21 protein-coding genes and 1 tRNA gene are annotated in these 19,184 nt (G+C 36.0%); 8 read left to right on the plus strand and 14 right to left on the minus strand.

Annotated features, from left to right (window positions below):
- Window positions 1-25: 25 nt before the first annotated feature.
- Window positions 26-793: a M48 family metalloprotease gene (locus AC5SR4_RS10910; protein WP_495356278.1), complete on the minus strand. Its 768-nt coding sequence runs from the start codon at window positions 791-793 to the stop codon at window positions 26-28.
- A 45-nt stretch (window positions 794-838) separates the two neighbouring features.
- Complete coding sequence (locus AC5SR4_RS10915; RefSeq protein WP_495356279.1) at window positions 839-1,291, minus strand: GNAT family N-acetyltransferase; 453 nt, start codon at window positions 1,289-1,291, stop codon at window positions 839-841.
- Window positions 1,292-1,384: 93 nt separating this feature from the next.
- Here AC5SR4_RS10915 and AC5SR4_RS10920 point away from each other — a divergent pair, with 93 nt between their 5' ends.
- Together AC5SR4_RS10920 and AC5SR4_RS10925 are read left to right on the plus strand one after the other, a co-directional pair.
- On the plus strand, window positions 1,385-1,810 hold the full coding sequence (locus tag AC5SR4_RS10920) for a GNAT family N-acetyltransferase (RefSeq protein WP_495356280.1): 426 nt from the start codon (window positions 1,385-1,387) through the stop codon (window positions 1,808-1,810).
- A 50-nt stretch (window positions 1,811-1,860) separates the two neighbouring features.
- Window positions 1,861-1,936, plus strand: a tRNA-Gly gene (locus tag AC5SR4_RS10925).
- 68 nt (window positions 1,937-2,004) lie between these two features.
- On the opposite strand, the gene pepE is transcribed toward AC5SR4_RS10925, so the two are convergent.
- Window positions 2,005-2,712 (minus strand): dipeptidase PepE, encoded by a 708-nt coding sequence (gene pepE, locus AC5SR4_RS10930; protein ID WP_495359178.1) that lies wholly within the window; start codon window positions 2,710-2,712, stop codon window positions 2,005-2,007.
- Between the two features lie 127 nt (window positions 2,713-2,839).
- Between pepE and AC5SR4_RS10935 the strand changes: the two genes are divergently transcribed.
- From AC5SR4_RS10935 to AC5SR4_RS10955, 5 genes are all read left to right on the plus strand, one after another.
- Complete coding sequence (locus AC5SR4_RS10935; RefSeq protein ID WP_495356281.1) at window positions 2,840-3,625, plus strand: BamP family beta-assembly machinery protein; 786 nt, start codon at window positions 2,840-2,842, stop codon at window positions 3,623-3,625.
- A 2-nt stretch (window positions 3,626-3,627) separates the two neighbouring features.
- Window positions 3,628-4,425 (plus strand): hypothetical protein, encoded by a 798-nt coding sequence (locus tag AC5SR4_RS10940; protein WP_495356282.1) that lies wholly within the window; start codon window positions 3,628-3,630, stop codon window positions 4,423-4,425.
- Between the two features lie 81 nt (window positions 4,426-4,506).
- Entirely contained in the window at window positions 4,507-5,013 is a 507-nt protein-coding gene (locus AC5SR4_RS10945; RefSeq protein WP_495356283.1) for a DUF6702 family protein, read from the plus strand.
- A 109-nt stretch (window positions 5,014-5,122) separates the two neighbouring features.
- The gene (locus AC5SR4_RS10950; RefSeq protein WP_495356284.1) at window positions 5,123-7,429 is read left to right on the plus strand and encodes a M1 family metallopeptidase; all 2,307 of its coding nucleotides are present in this window, start codon (window positions 5,123-5,125) and stop codon (window positions 7,427-7,429) included.
- A gap of 192 nt (window positions 7,430-7,621) precedes the next feature.
- Complete coding sequence (locus AC5SR4_RS10955; protein WP_495356285.1) at window positions 7,622-7,909, plus strand: Sec-independent protein translocase subunit TatA/TatB; 288 nt, start codon at window positions 7,622-7,624, stop codon at window positions 7,907-7,909.
- Between the two features lie 3 nt (window positions 7,910-7,912).
- Here the strand turns inward: AC5SR4_RS10955 and AC5SR4_RS10960 are convergent, their stop codons facing one another.
- From AC5SR4_RS10960 to kynU, 8 genes are all read right to left on the minus strand, one after another.
- Window positions 7,913-8,554, minus strand: coding sequence for an O-methyltransferase (locus AC5SR4_RS10960; RefSeq protein WP_495356286.1), 642 nt, complete (start codon window positions 8,552-8,554; stop codon window positions 7,913-7,915).
- On the minus strand, window positions 8,554-9,636 hold the full coding sequence (locus tag AC5SR4_RS10965; protein ID WP_495356287.1) for an amidohydrolase family protein: 1,083 nt from the start codon (window positions 9,634-9,636) through the stop codon (window positions 8,554-8,556). The genes AC5SR4_RS10960 and AC5SR4_RS10965 overlap by 1 nt, the downstream gene beginning before the upstream one ends.
- Window positions 9,637-9,641: 5 nt before the next feature.
- Window positions 9,642-10,175, minus strand: a complete 534-nt coding sequence (locus AC5SR4_RS10970; RefSeq protein WP_495356288.1) for a 3-hydroxyanthranilate 3,4-dioxygenase — start codon at window positions 10,173-10,175, stop codon at window positions 9,642-9,644.
- A 24-nt stretch (window positions 10,176-10,199) separates the two neighbouring features.
- Complete coding sequence (locus AC5SR4_RS10975) at window positions 10,200-10,982, minus strand: SDR family oxidoreductase (protein ID WP_495356289.1); 783 nt, start codon at window positions 10,980-10,982, stop codon at window positions 10,200-10,202.
- Window positions 10,983-11,124: 142 nt separating this feature from the next.
- Window positions 11,125-12,567 carry an aldehyde dehydrogenase gene (locus AC5SR4_RS10980; RefSeq protein WP_495356290.1) on the minus strand — a complete coding sequence of 481 codons (1,443 nt, stop codon included), beginning with the start codon at window positions 12,565-12,567 and terminating at the stop codon, window positions 11,125-11,127.
- Complete coding sequence (locus AC5SR4_RS10985; RefSeq protein ID WP_495356291.1) at window positions 12,567-12,968, minus strand: RidA family protein; 402 nt, start codon at window positions 12,966-12,968, stop codon at window positions 12,567-12,569. The genes AC5SR4_RS10980 and AC5SR4_RS10985 overlap by 1 nt, the downstream gene beginning before the upstream one ends.
- A 5-nt stretch (window positions 12,969-12,973) precedes the next feature.
- Window positions 12,974-14,386 carry an FAD-dependent oxidoreductase gene (locus tag AC5SR4_RS10990; protein ID WP_495356292.1) on the minus strand — a complete coding sequence of 471 codons (1,413 nt, stop codon included), beginning with the start codon at window positions 14,384-14,386 and terminating at the stop codon, window positions 12,974-12,976.
- Window positions 14,379-15,650, minus strand: a complete 1,272-nt coding sequence (gene kynU / locus AC5SR4_RS10995) for a kynureninase (protein WP_495356293.1) — start codon at window positions 15,648-15,650, stop codon at window positions 14,379-14,381. Before kynU ends, AC5SR4_RS10990 begins: the two co-directional genes overlap by 8 nt.
- Before the next feature lie 128 nt (window positions 15,651-15,778).
- On the opposite strand from kynU, the gene AC5SR4_RS11000 reads away from it, so the two are divergent.
- Entirely contained in the window at window positions 15,779-16,198 is a 420-nt protein-coding gene (locus AC5SR4_RS11000) for a (4Fe-4S)-binding protein (protein ID WP_495356294.1), read from the plus strand.
- 114 nt (window positions 16,199-16,312) lie between these two features.
- On the opposite strand, the gene msrA is transcribed toward AC5SR4_RS11000, so the two are convergent.
- The 3 genes from msrA to AC5SR4_RS11015 all read right to left on the minus strand — a co-directional run bounded on the left by msrA (window position 16,313) and on the right by AC5SR4_RS11015 (window position 19,159).
- On the minus strand, window positions 16,313-16,969 hold the full coding sequence (msrA, locus tag AC5SR4_RS11005) for a peptide-methionine (S)-S-oxide reductase MsrA (RefSeq protein WP_495356295.1): 657 nt from the start codon (window positions 16,967-16,969) through the stop codon (window positions 16,313-16,315).
- 309 nt (window positions 16,970-17,278) lie between these two features.
- Window positions 17,279-18,061, minus strand: a complete 783-nt coding sequence (locus AC5SR4_RS11010; protein WP_495356296.1) for a zinc ribbon domain-containing protein — start codon at window positions 18,059-18,061, stop codon at window positions 17,279-17,281.
- Window positions 18,062-18,064: 3 nt separating this feature from the next.
- Entirely contained in the window at window positions 18,065-19,159 is a 1,095-nt protein-coding gene (locus AC5SR4_RS11015; protein ID WP_495356297.1) for a Nif3-like dinuclear metal center hexameric protein, read from the minus strand.
- Window positions 19,160-19,184 lie beyond the last annotated feature (25 nt).

Consider the following 19,184-nt stretch of genomic DNA (forward strand, 5'->3'; position numbering starts at 1 on the left):
ATGGTAAATCATGGCTTTTACTTTTTTATTGATCTTTATATTTCTCTATAGCGGCTTTTATCTTTTCAATCCTGTTGTCAGGATCGGGATGTGTGCTTTGAAATTCTGGAACACGGTTAGGGCCTGCAGCATCTTTTAAAATTTCCATAACGCCAATCATTTCTTCAGGTGTATATCCGGATTTTATCATAAACAACACACCCAATTCATCACTTTCTAGTTCATCATCCCTACCATTGGTTAGTAATGTGTTTTGACCAATACTACCTACTAAATCTCCAATATCTGCACCTACAGAACCTGCTGTGGCCAGTCCTTGCCAATACTCGGTTTCTGCAATCCGTTCAGCGCTATGACGCCCCAAAACATGTCCTATTTCATGACCCAAAACACCAGCAAGTTGGTCTTCGTTTTCTAATTTCGAAAATAAGGCATAGGTTATAAAAATCTGCCCACCCGGCAATGCAAATGCATTAATTGTATTTGAGTCGTTTAGTAGATGAAATTCATATTGGTACGGAGTATTTTCAGCAATACTGTTTTTTACTAGTTTGTTGCCAACTTGGTCTACCAAAGCTTGATACCGATTGTTTGGGTGTAACCCACCATACTGTTGTGTTATTTGTGGGGCACTTTGCAAACCAATTGCTATTTCTTTGTCTGGAGACATCGATATGGTTTGTGTTCTACCTGTATAGGGATTAACTTCTCTTTGGCTACAACGCTTCACCACAAAAAATAAAGCAATGGCTAAACCAATTAGAACTCTATATTTTAAATTTTTACGTTTCATATGCCGTAGTTTAAGCACTAAAATACAAATTAAATGGTTTGTATTTTATAATGTTTTGTACATGATATAGTGCTTGCCTATTTCTTCAATATTAAAGGGGGTGCCAATAATTTTAAAATTGTTTTTCTTATAGAAATTAACCGCTACCTCTCTAGCGTTGCACCAAACCACTTCAATGTGTTGTTGCCTTAAGAGTGTTTCGGCATAATTAACAATGCACTTTCCTAATCCCATGCCTTGAAATTCATTTAACGTGGCCATGCCTCTTAATTGGTATTGCAACGAGGTACGCAGTAATGGGTGCGAGTTCTTTAAAAATGAGCTAACACCAACAAGTCGATTTTCAATATACAATCCTAGATGAAAGGTTGTATCCAGCTCATCACCATCAAAAATACAACTTTCAATAGGCCTGACAGGTCTTAAAATGGGATGTCTTACGGCAAATGTTTCAGAGGCACTTATTGTTTTTATTGTGTGGTTTAATGGCTTGTTCATTATCAGGGATGAAATAATAAGCCAAACATAAACAAAATTATTTTTTAAGGTGTTGAGATTAACCAAATTCTTTAATTTAGCCTAAAAACAAATATGGCATTTGTATTTAAAATTCTTGACAACGAGGAAATATTGGATGTGGTTCCCTTGGTGGAAATCTTAAATAATTATAAGATACCAAGACAAGTTTTGGAACAACGTTTTAAGGAAATGGCTGCTCAAAACTATGAGTGTGCGGTAGTTTACGATAATGACAAATTAATGGGGGTTTGTGGATTGTGGTTTTGTACAAGGCACTATTCAGGAAAGAGTGTAGAACCAGATCATGTTTATATTGATGAAGCATATCGTGGTAAGGGTATTGGCAAACAGTTTTTTAAATGGATTTATAACTATGTTAGGGATAAAGGTTTTGAAACCATAGAGTTAAATACCTATGTAAGCAACCATGCTTCGCATAAGTTTTATTTTAATGAAGGCTTCATTATATTAGGGTATCATTTCTTAAAAAAGTTGTAGTTTTTTCTTGTACTATAATAAACGGTTTTTATATATTTGCAATCATTATTGCGGGAGTAGCTCAGTTGGTAGAGCGTCAGCCTTCCAAGCTGAATGTCGCCGGTTCGAACCCGGTCTCCCGCTCCAAGTTGAATGTTGTCACGCCCGAAGCGTGATTTCCCGCTCTAAAAAACTTCATGAAACATGAGGTTTTTTTATTTTAAATAATTAAGCTCCGTATCGGGGTTAACCTCATAAGGAACTTTATTGTACTCAAAAATACGCGCTTTCAGAGTTCCTTTTAAAACAATGGAATTTCCAGAAACATGTAACCAACTGCCTTCCCGTAAGCCAATAACAGGTGGCGAATTATAATGGTGGAATTCTTTAATGCGGGTTTCCCTGGTTTCTCCCATGTGGGTGCTTGTGGTATCAGGATCTAGATAATGCGGATTGATATTGAATGGAACCAAAGCCAGTGCATTAAAACTGGGAGGGTACACAATAGGCATATCATTGGTCGTTTTTATAGTAAGTCCGCAAATATTGCTTCCAGCACTGGTACCCAAGTAAGGCGTGCCATTCATTACAACAGTTTTTAAAGCATCAATTAAATTGTTTTTGTACAATTGGTAAGTAAGTACAAAGGTGTTACCACCTCCAACAAATATAGCTTCAGCCTTAGTAACAGCTTCAGTAGGATTGTCAAATTCATGAACCCCCTTTACAGTTTTGTTAATTTTAGCAAAAGCTTTTTTTGCGGTTTCAGTATAGGCATCATGAGAGATTCCTCCTGGTCTGGCATAAGGAATGAATAAAATGCTTTTGGCATTCTTAAAAAAGACTTCCAAATCATTTAAAATATATTCTAAATAACCACTACCATGTATGGTAGATGTACTGGCAATAACAATATGTTTCAATGGATGTTTCATTAATTGAATTTTAGAGCATAAATGTATATAAATGCAAGGTTTAACAAAAGTTTAAAGTCATTTTTCATTTTATTTAAGACTTCATGAGCGTTCTTTATATTTTAAAAAAAGAGATGTGAAACATATATTACTATTGTTTATTTTAACAGTCTATATAACTTCAATGGGTGGCCAAACCGTTGAGCGCATTGAAGTTAAGGGCGTAGTTTTTGTAGATGATAATGATGTTGAGAATATTACAATTTTTAACACATCTTCAAATAAAGGAACTATAACGAATAGTGAAGGTGAATTTGTGATTGAAGTTGCTTTAAATGACCAAATTGAGATTTCTGCTTTACAATTTGAATCTGTTACTGTTACAGTAGATGAATCTGTTATAAAGACTAAAGAATTAAAAATCTATTTAAGAGAACACATTAATAGTCTTGATGCCGTTTTATTAAGACACGGTCTTTCTGGCAATTTGGTTGTAGATGTTGAAAATGTAGAACCACCACCAGTAATTAAAATTTATCTTGGTAATATGAATGCGTTAGACGCAGAGAGTAAAGCTCTTGACAATAAAGTTATTGAAGACGCTTTAAATTCTACAATGAATAAAGGACAGTTATACAATGGTATCAGTTTCAATAAACTATTTAAAGCCATTTTTAAATCTAAAAAAAATAACTCTGTTAAAAGTGAACTGTTACAAGAACAGAAACCTAAGGAACTGTTAGATGTTTACTCCCATACTTTTATTAGTGAAACATTTAATATTCCATTGCAAAGTGTAGAAGCTTTTTTGGCCTATGTTGAAAAAGAAGGAATACCCCAAGAATTATTAGAAGATGAAAATGAGATACGCCTTATAGAGTTTTTAATTAAGCAAAGTAATGAGTTTTTAAAAAAGGATTGATATTGAAAATTAGATATTTTGTACTTTTTTTAATCACTTGCCATTTTCAAGGCATGTTTTCTCAATCTGTCGAAATTATAGGTAAAGTGGATGGTAATACTGATGTTGAAAACATACATGTTATAAACAGCACGTCACAAACTTTTACGATAACGAATGCCTATGGGGAATTTAGGATAGTGGCGAAACTATATGATACAATTCAATTTTCATCGATACAGCATAAACCCAAAACAGTTGTTGTAAATAAAAACATATTCTTACTAAAAACACTTAGAGTGGTTATGGAAGAACAGATAAATGAATTAGATGAAGTTGTAGTGGGCAAAATATTTACGGGAGATTTACGGTCTGATATTAAAAGTATAGAAGGTAAGACTCCCATTAATTTTTATGATGTAGGCATTCCAGGATATACCGGTAAACCAGCAACTCAAAGTGAGCGACGTTTGAGCGAGGCAGGGGAATTTACGCCAAGAATGTTACTAGGTGCCCTTACGGGATCGGTGCCTTTAAACCCCATATTAAATGGTATTTCTGGTAGAACAAAAATGCTTAAAAGAAGAGTAGATCTTGAAGAAAGAGAAACCCTTATGCAAAGTATAAAAGCCCGATTGGCAAAAGATTTTTTTGCTTCAAACCCTATGGAGGAGGATTTAAAAATGGACTTTTTTTATTTCTGTGCCGACGATAAAAATTTTATAGCCTATTGTAAAGACCAAACCGATTTTAATATCCTCATCTTTTTAAGAATGAAGTACAGGCAATACAAAGAGAATCTTGCCACACTAAAGAACTGATTTTGGAATGCTTTTTGAAAAGACTAAAGGGGTATTAAATCTATAACAATAAAATAATTACATTAGCACCAAATATTAAAAATGAAGTTTTTTAAGATTATATCACTGGTTTTGGCATTATCATTTTTTGCGTTTAAAACCGTACATAAATACTATATAAGTGTTACGCAAATAGAATATGTACAAGAAAAACAAGCTGTACAGATAATTACAAGAATATTTATTGATGATTTTGAAAATCTCTTACAGGAACGTTATAACAAAGCAATTACATTAACAAGAGAAAACGAAGCCACATTAGTAAATGATTATATAGAAATATATTTAAAGGATAAAATTAAAATAAAGATTAATGGTAGTGAAGTTGAAAATATGTCTTTTATAGGGAAGGAGTATGAGGCAGACATTGTTAAATGCTATTTGGAGATAAGGGGCATAGAGCGTATTCAATCATTTGAAATCAGCAATAAAGTTCTATTCGATTTGTTCAGTGACCAACAAAATATTATTAAAACCAAAATTAATTCTAAGCAAAATAGCTTTATTCTTATTCCTCAAAAAGACCATATACTGTTAAAATTTAACTAAATAAAAGTTAATTGTCTTTATAATTCCTTGTATTCTGGCGTTTTTTGTAACAATTATGTATTGGTTAGCACCTATATCCAAAATTCATTAGAGAAATAACAATTTAGCTATGTTAAAATTTAAGTATTATATGCTGTCTGTGTTTTTTATTTCAGCAATTTCATTTGTACAAGCACAGGAAAAAGCAGAACAAAAAAAAGGACACACAAATACAAACAAGTTCAGACAATTATATGACGTGTTTGCAACCCCCAATATGTATAGGTCTGCCTCAGGAGCTCCAGGTTCAGCATATTATCAGCAGCAGGCAGATTATGAAATGGATATTGTTTTAGATGATAAAAATACTAAGCTATCAGGGTTTGAAACCATTACCTATACAAACAACTCACCAGATAACTTAAATTATTTATGGGTACAGTTAGACCAAAACAAAAGGTCTAAAAACTCTAAAACACCATTAATTGAATCTACAGGTGTAAAGCCATGGGCCACACCAGGACAATTTACTTCTGGGTTTCTACAAGATCCGTTTGATGGCGGATTTAATATTCAAGAAGTTAAAGACACTAATGGTAATGCACTGCAGCATACAATAAACCAGACAATGATGCGTGTTGAACTGCCAAAGCCATTAAAGAGCGGCGAAAAATTTTCATTCTCAATTAAGTGGTGGTATCAAATTAATGACCACGTGCCATTAAGAGACCGTTCAGGATATGAATATTTCTCAAAAGACGGTAATAGAGTCTATGTTATTGCACAATTTTTTCCAAGAATGGCGGTATACAATGACGTTGAAGGGTGGCAAAATTCCCAGTTTTGGGGATATGATGAGTTTGCATTGCCATTTGGTAATTACAAAGTGAGCATTACGGTGCCGGCAGACCACATTCTCGATGGTACGGGTAAGCTAATGAACAGAAAAGAAGTGTTTTCAAAAACCATGATGAGACGTTATGAGCAGGCCAAAAAATCATATGACAAACCTGTTTTTATTGTAACCCAAGCAGAGGCCGAAGCTGCCGAAAAAGGGTTTTCAAATAAAACTAAAACATGGAAATTGTATGCTGAAAACGTCCGTGATTTTGCTTTTTCAACTTCTAGAAAGTTTATTTGGGATATGATGGCCGTTAAAATAGGTGATAAGGATGTAATGGCAGTCTCTTTATACCCTAAAGAAGGAAACCCGCTTTGGGAAGAATGGTCTACCAAAGCTGTAGCCAGTACTTTAGAATCGTATTCTAGAATGACATTTGATTACCCTTATCACAAAGCCATATCGGTACATGCCAAAAACCAAGGTATGGAATACCCCATGATTTGCTGGAACCATGGTCGCCCTAAAGAGGATGGTACTTATACCGATCATGTAAAGTATGGTATGATGGGGGTTATTATACATGAAGTAGGTCATAACTTTTTCCCCATGATCGTAAATAGTGATGAGCGACAATGGACTTGGATGGATGAGGGACTCAATACGTTTGTGCAATATGTGGCCGAACAGGAGTTTGGAGAAAAATACCCAGAAGCTTTATCGCCACAAGACACCCATTTTCCTTCCGACCGCGGACCAGCACAATTGATTATTCCTTACATGCGTGGTACCCAAGATTTAATGGCTCCAATTATGAGCAAAGGAATTAATGTATACCAATTTGGTAATAATGCCTATGGTAAGCCAGCAACTGCCCTAAATATTTTAAGGGAAACAGTTATGGGACGAGAATTGTTCGATTATGCTTTTAAAGAATATGCACGCCGATGGATGTTTAAACATCCAACACCAGAAGATTTCTTTAGAACTATGGAGGATGCGTCAGCATTTGATTTGGATTGGTTCTGGAGAGGCTGGTTCTATACTACCGACTGGGTTGATATAGGTGTAAAAGATGTAAAAAAATATTATGTCTCTTTCGGACCAAACCAATACATAAAGGATTATTTAAAAACAATAAATAAAACAGTAAAAGACTTAAAACCGTTGGTATATTTGGTAGAAGAAGGCAGTGAAGAATATACTGAGGCTATGAAAGAAGGGTCGCCTGTAGAAAATTCACAACCGCTTAAAACATACTTAATGGATAATTTTACAGAGGCTGAAAGAAAGAACATAAAAGCGCCTAAGTACTTTTACAATGTAACTTTTGAAAAACCAGGCGGATTGGTAATGCCCATTATTGTAGAATATACTTATGTGGATGGTACAACAAAAACAGAAACATACCCAGCAGAGATATGGAGGTTAAACGATTATGAGGTTAGTAAGGTTATTGCTTCCAATAAAGAAATTGTAGGTATTACTGTAGATCCTAATAAAGAAACCGCTGATGTTGATACTTCCAATAACTCATGGCCAAGAGAAGCACAGGTAAGTGAATTTGAGCAATTTAAGAATAAGGTAAAAGGTTAACTTAATTCACCTTAAAAACCCTAGTGTTTATGTGGACTAAAAGAGACGCGCATCAATCCATGGATTCATGTGCGTCTCTTTGTTGGTTCATGCTTATCAATTTACCAATTGATGCGCACCAATTATAAGAGGAGGCTGCAAAGACATCCGCATTTCTTTTATTGTGTAAAAACATCTCACTATATTTGCGTTGTGAAATTACATACTACATTTTTGTTTATTAGTGGTGCAGAAATAGTTTTTATACTGTTTATTGTGGTTATGGTTTTTGGTGCAGACAAATTACCAGAAATAGCCCGTGGTTTAGGTAAAGGCATGCGTACACTTAAGGATGCCACTAACGATATTAAGAATGAAATCACTAAAACTGCCGAGAAAAGTGGTATTGATACCAGTATTGTGTCCGATGTAAAAAAAGAAATGGATGGCGTTAAAGACGATTTAGACGACTTTACTGGTTCGGTAAAACGAAAATTATAAAACTTATTTTTTTCTGCTAATGGTTAACCCATCCCTAATGGGCAACAAAACGGTTTCTATTCTAGCATCTTCTTTTAAAAGTGTATTATATTCTAAAACAACTTGAGTTGCAAGGTCTTTCGAGTCTAAAGGTTCAACCACCTTTCCATGCCATAATACATTATCTGAAATGATGATGCCGCCGGGATTTAGTTTATCAATTATTAAATGAAAGTAGTTAACATAATTGGGCTTGTCGGCATCAATAAATATCAAGTCGAAGGTTTTGTCTAAAGAAGGAACAATATCCAGGGCATTGCCCAAATGTTGAAATATTTGATGCCCATATTTAGATTTATCAAAATACCTGCGTTGGAAATCCACAAGTTCTTCATTAATATCTATGGTATGCACTTCGCCATCTTGTTGCACGCCTTCAGCCAAGCATAAGGTTGCATAGCCAGTAAATGTGCCCAACTCTAATATGTTTTTTGGATTAACTAGTTTAGAAATCATACTTAGTACCCTGCCTTGGTAGGGGCCACTTAGCATAATGGGCTGTAATATTTTTTGGTATGTTTCTCGGGTAAGTTGTTGTAACAATTCTGGTTCGTTTTCAGAATGTGCAACAACATAATTATCAAGTGCCTCTGGTAAAAAATGCATTAAGAAAGAATTCTATTGATTAGTTTTTGTTTGCTGGGCTCGTCATCACCACAAAGCCATTGTATAACATTATCTTGCCAAATGGCATGGTATTCATCTTGGTTTATAATATCTCGTTCCATAGCCAAGTCCAATATTTTTCCTGGGTAAGAAGATTGCTTAATATTTTCCATTTCACCCAATGGATACGGATCGTCCAACCCCATTAAAACTTGTTTAGCGCCTTGGTTTTTAATTAACAATTCTAATCCTCCAGTATCATGAACCAAAGTATCAAAGAAAATATTTTTATGGCCAACGGCTTTTCTGGGATGGTGTTTTCCTTCAAACAAATCGGGTCTGCCATCAAACCCTTGTATGCGGCGCCCTATATTAATTTGGGCCAGTTGGCCACCATGGGCAAAACATGTACGCATATTGGGATATTTTTCTTGGTATCCATTTAGGGTTAAAAAATGATAAGCATCAGCACATTGGGCAAGCATCCATATTAAATGGAAGCGCCAGGAAGTGTTTTCCAGTTTAATGAACTTCTCACCATCGTAAGGGTGAATTTCAACAGCTAAATTGTATTTATTGGCCAATTCAAAAATAGGCTCGTTTTCTTCATCAAAAATACAACGCCAAGTACCAATGGTATCCATAAAATGTGTTGGAAGGCACAAAAGCTGCATGCCATGTGTTTCCACGCAACGTTCAATTTCCCAACAAGCACTTCTTATAAATCCAGGATGTACTACAAAACCACAGGTAAACTTGCTTGGGTTTTCATGTTGAATACGGGCATTAAAATCGTTTTGAAATCGCAATGCTTGTTTCATTTCTTCCACCCGTAAGCCATTACCATATAACTGGGAAAGATTTAAAACAACAGCATGGTCTATATTATTATGTGCCATCCACTCCAATTTTTCATGTAAAAAGAAACTGGAATGGGTTACAGGCCGACTCCAATCTTTCTGGAGCATAAATTTCCGGTCTTTATCAACCCAAAAAATGCCTTTCTCGCGCATAAATGCAGGAATCTCTTCTGGGTAGGGAAGTAAATGCGAGTGACCGTTAATACGCAGTTTACGATTCATAAAAATTAATCGATTTTCACTTTTTCTGGTGGGTTCATCACATGCCCGCAATTAGGGCAGGTACGTTTATCCAAATTGCCGTAATATTTATCAAAAATCTTAGGCATATCGGTTTCTATATTTTTTAGCTTAAAATTTTCTTCATAAAGTTTGGTGGTACATTGTTCGCAAAACCAAACCAGGGCATCTTGTATGCCTTCGGGGCGCTTGTATTCAATAACCAAGCCCACGGTATTGGCACCACGTTGTGGCGAATGTGGTACTTTTGGGGGTAACAAATAAATATCACCTTCTTTAATATGAACATCTTTTGGTGTGCCGTTGTCTATTATTTTTAAAACAATATCACCTTCTACCTGATAGAAAAATTCTGGGGTTTCATTATAGTGATAATCCTTTCTACTATTGGGGCCACCAACAACCATAACTATAAAATCACTGTCTTTCCACACCACTTTATTGCCAACAGGTGGTTTTAAAAGGTGTCTGTTTTCTTCAATCCAATCCTTAAAATTTAATGGAGAAACTAATTTGCTCATTATCGTGTGTTTTAAAGTATAAAGTTACAAAGATTTTGTTCTACCACCATCAACAGGTAAGTTAATTCCGTTTATATAACCTGCCGCTTCACTGGCCAAGAATACAATAGCATTGGCTGTTTCTTCAGGCTTTGCAAAACGTTTTGCAGGTGCATATTTTTTCATGGTTTCAGCCATTTCCTCTATAGAAGTTTCAGCACTGTTGGCCTTGATTTTAATAATTTCATTCAAACGGTCGGTTTCAGTAAAGCCTGGCAAAATATTATTTACGGTAATGCCAAAAGGGCCAACCTCTACAGATAGGGTTTTACTCCAATTACCAACACCACCCCTAATGGTATTGCTTACGCCCAAGCCTGGAATGGGTTCTTTTACCGAGGTGGAAATAATATTTATAATTCTACCAAAACCCACTTCTTTCATAAAAGGAATGGTAGCTTGCGCCAGTACATGGTTGCATTTCACATGTTGTGTAAAGGCACTATCAAATTCGTCTAAGCTTGCTGTTAAAATTTCACCGCTTCTAGGCCCCCCGGTATTATTAATTAATATATGAAAGCCGTGGTTTTTGTCTATAAATTTAATGACTTGCTCTTGTAACTCTCTGGGGTTCGAAAAGTCCGCTACAATAAAATCATGGGATTCACTATTGGGCAATTCTGCTAATACTTGTTTTATTTTTTCTCGGTTTCTAGCTATTAGTGTTACTTTAGCACCTTCATGGGCTAAAGCCATGGCTGTGGCTTTTCCAATGCCAGCTGTACTACCACAAACTAATGCGTATTTGTTATTTAAGTTTAAATCCATGTTTTTAGATTGAAAGATTGAAAAATTAAAAGATTGATAGATTGAAAATTTAACGATTTAACAATTTGTAATAAGAAACTATAATACTTAGAGTATGTAAAGTTAGTAATCATAATTAAAGTTATTTAATCTTTAAATCTTTTTAATATTTAATACAAACATTTTTTGCCTCTGTAAAAAAGCGTAAAGCCTCAAAACCACCTTCACGACCCACCCCAGATGATTTGGTGCCACCAAAAGGCGTTCTCAAATCGCGAAGCATCCAAGTGTTTACCCAAACAATGCCAGCTTGTAGCTGATTGCTCATTTGCATGGCACGTTTTAAATTGTTGGTCCAGAGCGTTGCCGATAGACCATATTTTACTTTATTGGCCATTTGCAGTGCGTCGTCTTCAGTATTAAAAGGCATGATGGTTACTACGGGACCAAATACTTCTTCTTGGTTTATTCGGCATTCATGGGTTGGTACTTCTATAATAGTGGGCTCTAGGTAATAGCCGTTTTCGTAACCCTTAACGGTTGCTTTTTTACCTCCATAAAGGACAATACCATTTTCTTTTCTAGCAATTTCTATGTAGCTCAATACTTTTTCTAGATGTGATTTTGAGACCAATGCACCAATATCTGTTTCTTTATCTGATGGGTGCCCCACCTGCAGTTGTTTTACTTTTTCAATAAAATCTGTTTTGAATCTTTCATAAATAGATGCTTCAACAAAAATACGGCTACCACATAAACAAATTTGGCCTTGATTGGAAAATGACGACCGTACTGTTGTTTCTAACATGTCTTTATAATCGCAATCGGCAAAAATAATATTAGGGTTTTTACCGCCTAACTCCAACGAAAGTTTCTTGAACATGGGAGCAGCTATTTTAGCAATATGTGCTCCCGTAGTTGTACCCCCTGTAAATGAAATGGCCTTAATGTCTGGATGCTCAATAATGGCTTGTCCTGTTGTTGTACCTAAGCCATGTACAATATTTAATACGCCTTTTGGCAAACCAATTTCATTACAAATACCGCCCAGTAAATAGGCTGTCATAGGTGTAATTTCACTGGGTTTAGCAACAACACAATTGCCTGCAGCTAGGGCTGGTGCAATTTTCCAAGTAAATAAATAGAGTGGAAGGTTCCATGGAGAAATGCACCCTACAACACCAATGGGTTGGCGTAAGGTATAGTTAACAGCATTTAGGCCTACACTTTCATGACTTTCGCTGGCAAATTGCGTGATGGCATTTCCAAAAAAGCGAAAGTTACTTGCTGCTCTTGGGATATCTACAGTTTTAGCCAGTTGGTAGGGTTTGCCATTGTCTTTACTTTCGGCTTCGGCAAATTGCTTTAAGTGAAACTCTAACGATTCTGAGATTTTTATAAGGATTCTACTGCGCTCTTCTACAGGTGTTTGAGACCAACTAGGAAAGGCCGATTTTGCTGCGATATAAGCATTTTCTACATCAGCTTTAGAACTATTTGGCGTTTTCCCGTAAACTGTACCATCAGAAGGACAATAGTTGTCTAGCCACGCATCATGTAATGGATCGTGAAAATTACCGTTTATGTAGTTTTGAATTTTAAGCATTATAATTTTTTATAAGCCATAACCTTTATTTCTATTACTAAATCTGGATGGGGCAATTGGTGTACGGCAACTGTGGTTCGTGTAGGTCCTGTTTCTTTATCAAAGAATTCAGCATACACTTTATTATAGCCTGCAAAGTCATTCATATTTACCAAGAATGTCGTTATATCTACAACATCCTTTAACGTAGCACTTTCTTTTGCGAGATTTTTTTCAATGTTAAGCAGTACCTCCCGGGTTTGTGTTTCAATATTTAAATGCTTTGTTCCCATGTTATCAATTATATCCACCCCAGCAATGGAATTATCTGTGCGTCTGGAACTGGTACCAGAAACAAATATAAAATCTCCAACACGTTTGGTGTGCGGATAAGCACCTCTGGGCGTAACGGGTTTGTCCATAATTATCATTTTAGTCCCGCAATTCTATCATCTTCTAGAATGGCGTTGGTTTCTTCTTTTATTTTTGCTAGGGTTATTTTTAAATCATCATTTAAATCAATTTTCTTATCAGCTAGCATATTTAAAATGGCCTTATCTTGGGCCCTTCCCTTTAGCATGGCTTCCCGATAGCCAATGCCTTCATTAAAGGTTACCAAAGAATATTTAGAGGCGTAATCCTTTGGGAATTGTTTTTCTAAAGCCATTTCTAAGTTACGTTTTTCTCTAAACATAACATGGTTTACATGGCCTTTCATTTCATGAAAATTGTCAATGGCCAAATCTGCTATGGCATCGGTGTCTTTTTTTCGCTTCCTTTCGTAGGTTTTAAACAGGGTTTCCCAATCGCTTTTGCTTGTTGGTGGGTTGTGAGTTTCTAATACAGTGTCAAACTCAACAACATCCTCAAAGGAGGCGTTCATTCCTTGTCCGTAAAACGGTACAATAGCATGGGCGGCATCTCCCATAAGCATGGTATTGCCTTTGTAATGCCAGGGCGAACATTTTACAGTACCTAAAGGTGATGTTGGATTTTTAAAAAAATCGTCGGCCAAATTGGGCATCAAGTCCAAAGCATCCTTAAAATAGGTGCTAAAGAAATCTATAACACGTGCTTTAGATGTTAAGTTGTTAAAATTGTATTTGCCTTCATCATAGCTTAGGAAGAGGGTAACGGTAAAGCTACCATCCATATTGGGAAGCGCAATGAGCATAAAAGCATCACGACCCCAAATGTGTAAGGCGTTTTTATAGGTTTTGTAACCACCTGTTTCTGTTGGCAAAATGCTCAATTCTTTATAGCCGTGTGTTAAATACTGTTGCGAGAAACTAAACAGGAATTTTTTGCCCAAAAAGTAACTTTTGCGCATGGCTGAACCTGCACCATCGGTAGCAAAAATAACATCGGCATCTTCTACAAACTCACTTTTGGTTTCGTAATCGTAAAATAGAGCTGTGGTATTTTCGAAGTCGACCGACTTACATTTTTTATTAAAGTGGATGGTAACATTTTTATGGGTTTCGGCCTCATCCAAGAGTAATGCGTTTAATTGGCTTCTGGAAATAGAGTTAATGTATTCATGTTCTTTACCACTATAAGGAGCCAAAATGGTTTGGCCTTCTGTATCATGAAGCATGCGCCCATGCATGGGAATACAGAGTGCTTTTACTTTTTCTGCTATGCCCACAAGTTTCATGGCTTTATTACCTCTATTGGAAAAAGCTAAGTTTATGGAGCGTCCGGAATCTAAATTGACTTTCCGTAAATCGGGGCGCTTTTCATAAACGGTAACATGATACCCCCGTTGCCCCAAACGCAGTGCCAATAAACTGCCACAAAGTCCAGCACCAATAATTAATATGTTTTGCTGTTTAGGCATTTAAAACTTGTTTTAAGCGTTCCACTAATTCATAAACATCTTTAAAGGAATTGTAAAAGGGCGTTGGGGCACAACGAATTACATCAGGTTCGCGCCAGTCGCTAATTACGCCAGCTTGGGTTAGCTTATCATGTAATGCCTTATCGGCATTTTTTACTTGAATAGAAAGTTGGCACCCACGTTCGTCAGGATTAGCGGGGGTAATTATTCTAATGGTATCTTCACCCAAAGTTTTTAAAAGAAATTCTAAATACCCCGTTAGTTTTCTTGATTTTTTGGTTAATGTTTTTATGCTCACTTCCTCAAATAAATTTAATGAAGCCCGAATGGCTGCCATAGATAGTATGGGCGGATTACTTAATTGCCAACCTTCAGCACCAGGTAACTGGTCAAACGCACCTCGCATATTAAAACGGGTCTGTTTGTTATGGCTCCACCAACCCGTAAATCGGTTTAAGGTTTTGTCGTGGGCATGGCGCTCATGTACAAAACAGCCGCCTAAACTTCCTGGCCCAGAATTTAAATACTTATAGGTACACCATACTGCAAAGTCGGCACCTGAATGATGCAGATTCAAAGCCACATTTCCAGCGCCATGTGCACAATCAAAACCCACTTTACACCCATACTTGTGCCCCAGTGTGGTAATGCGTTTTAAATCAAAATACTGCCCTGTGTAATAATTAACACCACCAACCATAATAAGGGCAATCGTTTCACCGTGTTCTTCCATGATCGTTTCCAAATCCTCATATCGTAGTAATTCTTCACCTTCACGGGGTTTCCAAAGTATAACACCCGTTTTATCATCGTAGCCATGGTGGCGTAACTGCGACTCTACGGCATACTTATCCGAAGGAAAGGCATCCGATTCAATCAGTATCTTATAACGGTCTTTAGTAGGTTGGTAAAACGAAACCATCATGAGATGCAGATTGGTAGTTAGCGTGTTCATTACAACCACTTCAATGGGTTTAGCACCCACAACATGTGCCATGCTATGGGTTAAAAGCTCATGATAAGGTAGCCAAGGGTGTTTGGCTTCGGTATGGCCTTCAACACCTAAACGGGCCCAATCGTCCAGCATCTCATTGATATATGTTCTTGTTAAAGTGGGCTGAAGGCCTAGGGAGTTTCCCGTCATATAAATAACCTCATTACCTGCGGTATCTTTCGGGATATGGAATAAATTTCTATAATTGACTAATGGGTCTTTTTTGTCTAGTTCTATAGCAAAATTGAGCCCTAATTTATAATCAAACAATGCTTTTTATTTTTAGGTTTCAAACAAAAATAAGCATTCTAAAGTTAGAAATAAAGTTACAAAAGACACTTAATATTGGTAGGTAATATTTTTTCGTATATTTAAAAACTTCTATAAATACTGTTTTTATGAGCAAAGTAAAGGAATATACCAATGGTGAAGTTACCGTTGTTTGGGATGCTAAAAAATGTATCCATTCTGCCATCTGTGTAAAAGGATTGCCCAGTGTGTTTAGGCCTGGGGTAAGACCTTGGGTACGTATTGATAAAGCTACGACTGAAACTATTGTGGATCAAGTAAAAAGATGTCCATCAGGAGCTTTAAGCTTTTATATGAATGATAAAAAAGATAAGACGGCCGAAATATTGAAAACTAAAGTTGAGGTTTTGGAGAATGGTCCTTTATTGGTTTATGGTACATTGCATGTAACACATAAGGACGGTAACCAAGAAATTAAAAACCGAACGACAGCATTTTGTCGTTGTGGTGAATCTAAAAACAAACCTTATTGCGATGGCTCGCATGTAAAGAAAAACTTTGTGGGATAACAAAAGAAAGCCCTTCCGCTAAAGTAACGGAAGGGCTTTAAATATATAGAGACACTTTACGTGGAATTTTCTTTGTACACTTTATATACGTTTTAGTTTAACCTTTCGGATTTTTTAATGTGATTCTTTCAACAGCTGGGGAAACTTAGCCTTAAAGCGATTTAGCCTGGGAATGGATACATTTTTAATGTAGGAGTTGTTAGGGTGCAAACGTTCATAGTTTTGATGATAATCTTCTGCAACCCAAAATTTTTGAAAAGGATACACTTCAGCCGCAATGTTGGTATTTAATTTTTTGGCTAGTGCTGCTTTCTTTTTTAGGATGATTTGTTTTTGTGCTTCATTTTGATAGAATATAATAGACCGGTATTGAGAACCTATATCGTTACCCTGGCCATTAACCTGTGTAACATTTTGCGAACCAAAATAAACATCTACCAAAGTTGCAAAACTTACCACGTTCGGGTTGTAAATTACCTCTACGGACTCGGCATGGCCTGTTCTGCCTGTATTGCTGGCTTCGTATGTTGGATTTTGGGTGTGGCCTCCAGAATACCCACTAATAACTTCATCTACGCCTTTAACGCTTTCATAAATAGCCTCAACACACCAAAAACACCCACTAGCAAAGTAAGCACGGGCTTTACCATCTTTAATAGGGACTTCTACTGGTTTGGCATTGATAACGGCATTTTGGTTGGCTTTGTTTTGGGCAGAATTTTGACAACTGATAAAAAGGGATAGAACAAGTGCAGCAATGATATGTTTCATGATTTTTTTTGTTGTTTAGACGCTACATGTTTAAAAACCTTAACAAGATTATGTTAAGGTTTTCTAAAATTACAGATAGTATTTAATTGTCAAGTTTAAAAGTAAGTTGTTCTTAAGCTTAAAAGTAATTTGTCCCTAAGTTTAAAAGTAATTTGTTTTTAACTTAATAGTAAGTTGCTATTAAGTTAATAGTAAGTTGTTTTTAAGTTAATAGTAAGTTGCTGAAAGGTTGATAGTGACTTGCTGTTAGGTTATAAAAAAAGCCTTTACAATAAGTAAAGGCCTTTGATATATATTTTTGGATATGGTTTATCCTAATTTGGAAAACAGTTTTTCCATTTTTTCTTTTTGTTCTTCAGCCAATTGGGCATCTACTAGAATACGACCACTGTGTTCGTCGGTAATCACTTTTTTACGAGCAGCAATTTCTACTTGAATTTGTGGAGGAATTGTAAAGAAAGACCCACCTGAAGCACCTCTTTCAATGGGGACCACTGCTAAGCCGTTTTTTACGTTCTTACGAATTCTATTGTAAGCGGCTACTAAGCGAGATTCTATTTGATTTTTGTAATCTTCAGATTTTTGAATTAAGGCTTGCTCTTCTTTTTCAGTTTCAGCTAAAATGGCATCTAGCTCACCTTTTTTATGTTTTAAGTGATTTTCGCGTTCTTTTAAACGCTCTTTGGTTTCGGCAATCACTTCTTTTTTCTGCTCAATCTGTGCTTTAAATTCCTTGATGTGCTTTTCTGCCAATTGAATTTCTAATTCTTGAAACTCTACTTCTTTGGTTAAGGAATTATACTCTCTGTTATTTCTAACGTTTTTTTGTTGTTCTGTGTACTTTTTTATTAAAGATTTAGCTTCTTCAATAAGATTTTTTTTAGAAAGAATGTCGTTATCGATAACTTGTAAGCTAGAAACTAATTTTTCTAATCTAATGTTCAGTCCAGCAACTTCATCTTCTAAATCACGAACTTCTAATGGAAGTTCTCCGCGAACATTTCTGATTTCATCTATACGTGAGTCAATGAGTTGTAAATCGTATAAAGCTCTTAAACGCTCTTCTACAGTTACTTCTTTATTTTTAGCCATACTTTAAAAATACTTAACAGGATTGGTATTTGTGTTTGATAAAATGATTGCAAAATTAGTAAATTTTTTTGTAAGATGCGCTACTAAACCGTTTTTTGTGAATTGCTCGCTTTCATAATGTCCTATATCGGCTAAAAGGATGCTATTTTCGGCTGTAAAAAAGTCGTGATATTTCAAATCGGCTGTTATAAAAGCATCAGCGCCAGCTACTTTAGCGGCATTGATGGCAAAACTGCCCGATCCGCCCAACACGGCTACTTGTTGTACTTTTTTATTTAAAAAATGGGAATGACGAATGCATTCGGTGTTCATTTTGGCTTTTACATAGTCTAGGAACTGTAATTCGTCCATTGGAGATTCTAGACTTCCTATCATGCCCATGCCTATATTTTGGTTTTTGTTTTCTAGTGTTATCACTTCATACGCCACTTCTTCATAGGAATGTGTTTTAAAAAGTGCCTGCAAAATTTTGTGTTCTAAATGTTTTGGAAACGTTACGGTTATTTTGGTTTCTTCTTCTGTGTGCAGTGTGCCTTTTTGCCCTTTGGTGGGATTTGTATTGGTATTGCCTTTAAAAGTACCATGCCCTTCTACATTAAAGCTGCAGTTGGAATAATTACCAATATTGCCTGCACCAGCTTGAAACAGTGCAGCTCGCAATGTTTCTGCCTCGTTTTTTGGAACATAGGTAGTTAGCTTTTTTATGGTTTCAGATTGTGGGATTAAAATACGTTTTTTTGTAAGGTTTAATTGATTACAAATCATGTCGTTAACGCCGTGTAATGCATTGTCTAAAGCCGTATGTATGCTATAAATGGCAATATTGTTTTCTATGGCTTTTATAACCACGCGTTCTACATAACTCTTGCCTGTAAGTTTTTTTAAACCCTTAAAAATGATAGGATGGAAGCTAACAATGAGGTTGCAGTTCTTTTCAATGGCTTCATCTACAACGGCTTCAAGCGTGTCCAATGTTACTAGTACTCCAGTTATTTTTGCATGTTTATTGCCCACTAAAAGGCCCACATTGTCAAAATCCTCGGCATAAGATAAAGGGGCAAGTGCTTCTAAATGGTCAATAATGTCTTGAACAATCATAAAATATTTTATTTGTACCAAAGAT

The organism is Aestuariibaculum scopimerae, from assembly GCF_059428085.1.

What these genes read in the sequence shown, in the direction of transcription:
- AC5SR4_RS10970 (WP_495356288.1), bottom strand. Translation starts at nt 10,175, where the DNA reads ATGAGCAAATTAGTTTCTCCATTAAATTTTAAGGATTGGATTGAAGAA.
- AC5SR4_RS10990 (WP_495356292.1), bottom strand. Translation starts at nt 14,386, where the DNA reads ATGCCTAAACAGCAAAACATATTAATTATTGGTGCTGGACTTTGTGGC.
- AC5SR4_RS10920 (WP_495356280.1), top strand. Translation starts at nt 1,385, where the DNA reads ATGGCATTTGTATTTAAAATTCTTGACAACGAGGAAATATTGGATGTG.
- AC5SR4_RS10945 (WP_495356283.1), top strand. Translation starts at nt 4,507, where the DNA reads ATGAAGTTTTTTAAGATTATATCACTGGTTTTGGCATTATCATTTTTT.
- AC5SR4_RS10975 (WP_495356289.1), bottom strand. Translation starts at nt 10,982, where the DNA reads ATGGATTTAAACTTAAATAACAAATACGCATTAGTTTGTGGTAGTACA.
- AC5SR4_RS10910 (WP_495356278.1), bottom strand. Translation starts at nt 793, where the DNA reads ATGAAACGTAAAAATTTAAAATATAGAGTTCTAATTGGTTTAGCCATT.
- AC5SR4_RS10965 (WP_495356287.1), bottom strand. Translation starts at nt 9,636, where the DNA reads ATGAATCGTAAACTGCGTATTAACGGTCACTCGCATTTACTTCCCTAC.
- AC5SR4_RS11015 (WP_495356297.1), bottom strand. Translation starts at nt 19,159, where the DNA reads ATGATTGTTCAAGACATTATTGACCATTTAGAAGCACTTGCCCCTTTA.
- AC5SR4_RS10915 (WP_495356279.1), bottom strand. Translation starts at nt 1,291, where the DNA reads ATGAACAAGCCATTAAACCACACAATAAAAACAATAAGTGCCTCTGAA.
- AC5SR4_RS11010 (WP_495356296.1), bottom strand. Translation starts at nt 18,061, where the DNA reads ATGGCTAAAAATAAAGAAGTAACTGTAGAAGAGCGTTTAAGAGCTTTA.
- AC5SR4_RS11000 (WP_495356294.1), top strand. Translation starts at nt 15,779, where the DNA reads ATGAGCAAAGTAAAGGAATATACCAATGGTGAAGTTACCGTTGTTTGG.
- msrA (WP_495356295.1), bottom strand. Translation starts at nt 16,969, where the DNA reads ATGAAACATATCATTGCTGCACTTGTTCTATCCCTTTTTATCAGTTGT.
- AC5SR4_RS10960 (WP_495356286.1), bottom strand. Translation starts at nt 8,554, where the DNA reads ATGCATTTTTTACCAGAGGCACTTGATAATTATGTTGTTGCACATTCT.
- AC5SR4_RS10980 (WP_495356290.1), bottom strand. Translation starts at nt 12,567, where the DNA reads ATGCTTAAAATTCAAAACTACATAAACGGTAATTTTCACGATCCATTA.
- AC5SR4_RS10950 (WP_495356284.1), top strand. Translation starts at nt 5,123, where the DNA reads ATGTTAAAATTTAAGTATTATATGCTGTCTGTGTTTTTTATTTCAGCA.
- AC5SR4_RS10985 (WP_495356291.1), bottom strand. Translation starts at nt 12,968, where the DNA reads ATGGACAAACCCGTTACGCCCAGAGGTGCTTATCCGCACACCAAACGT.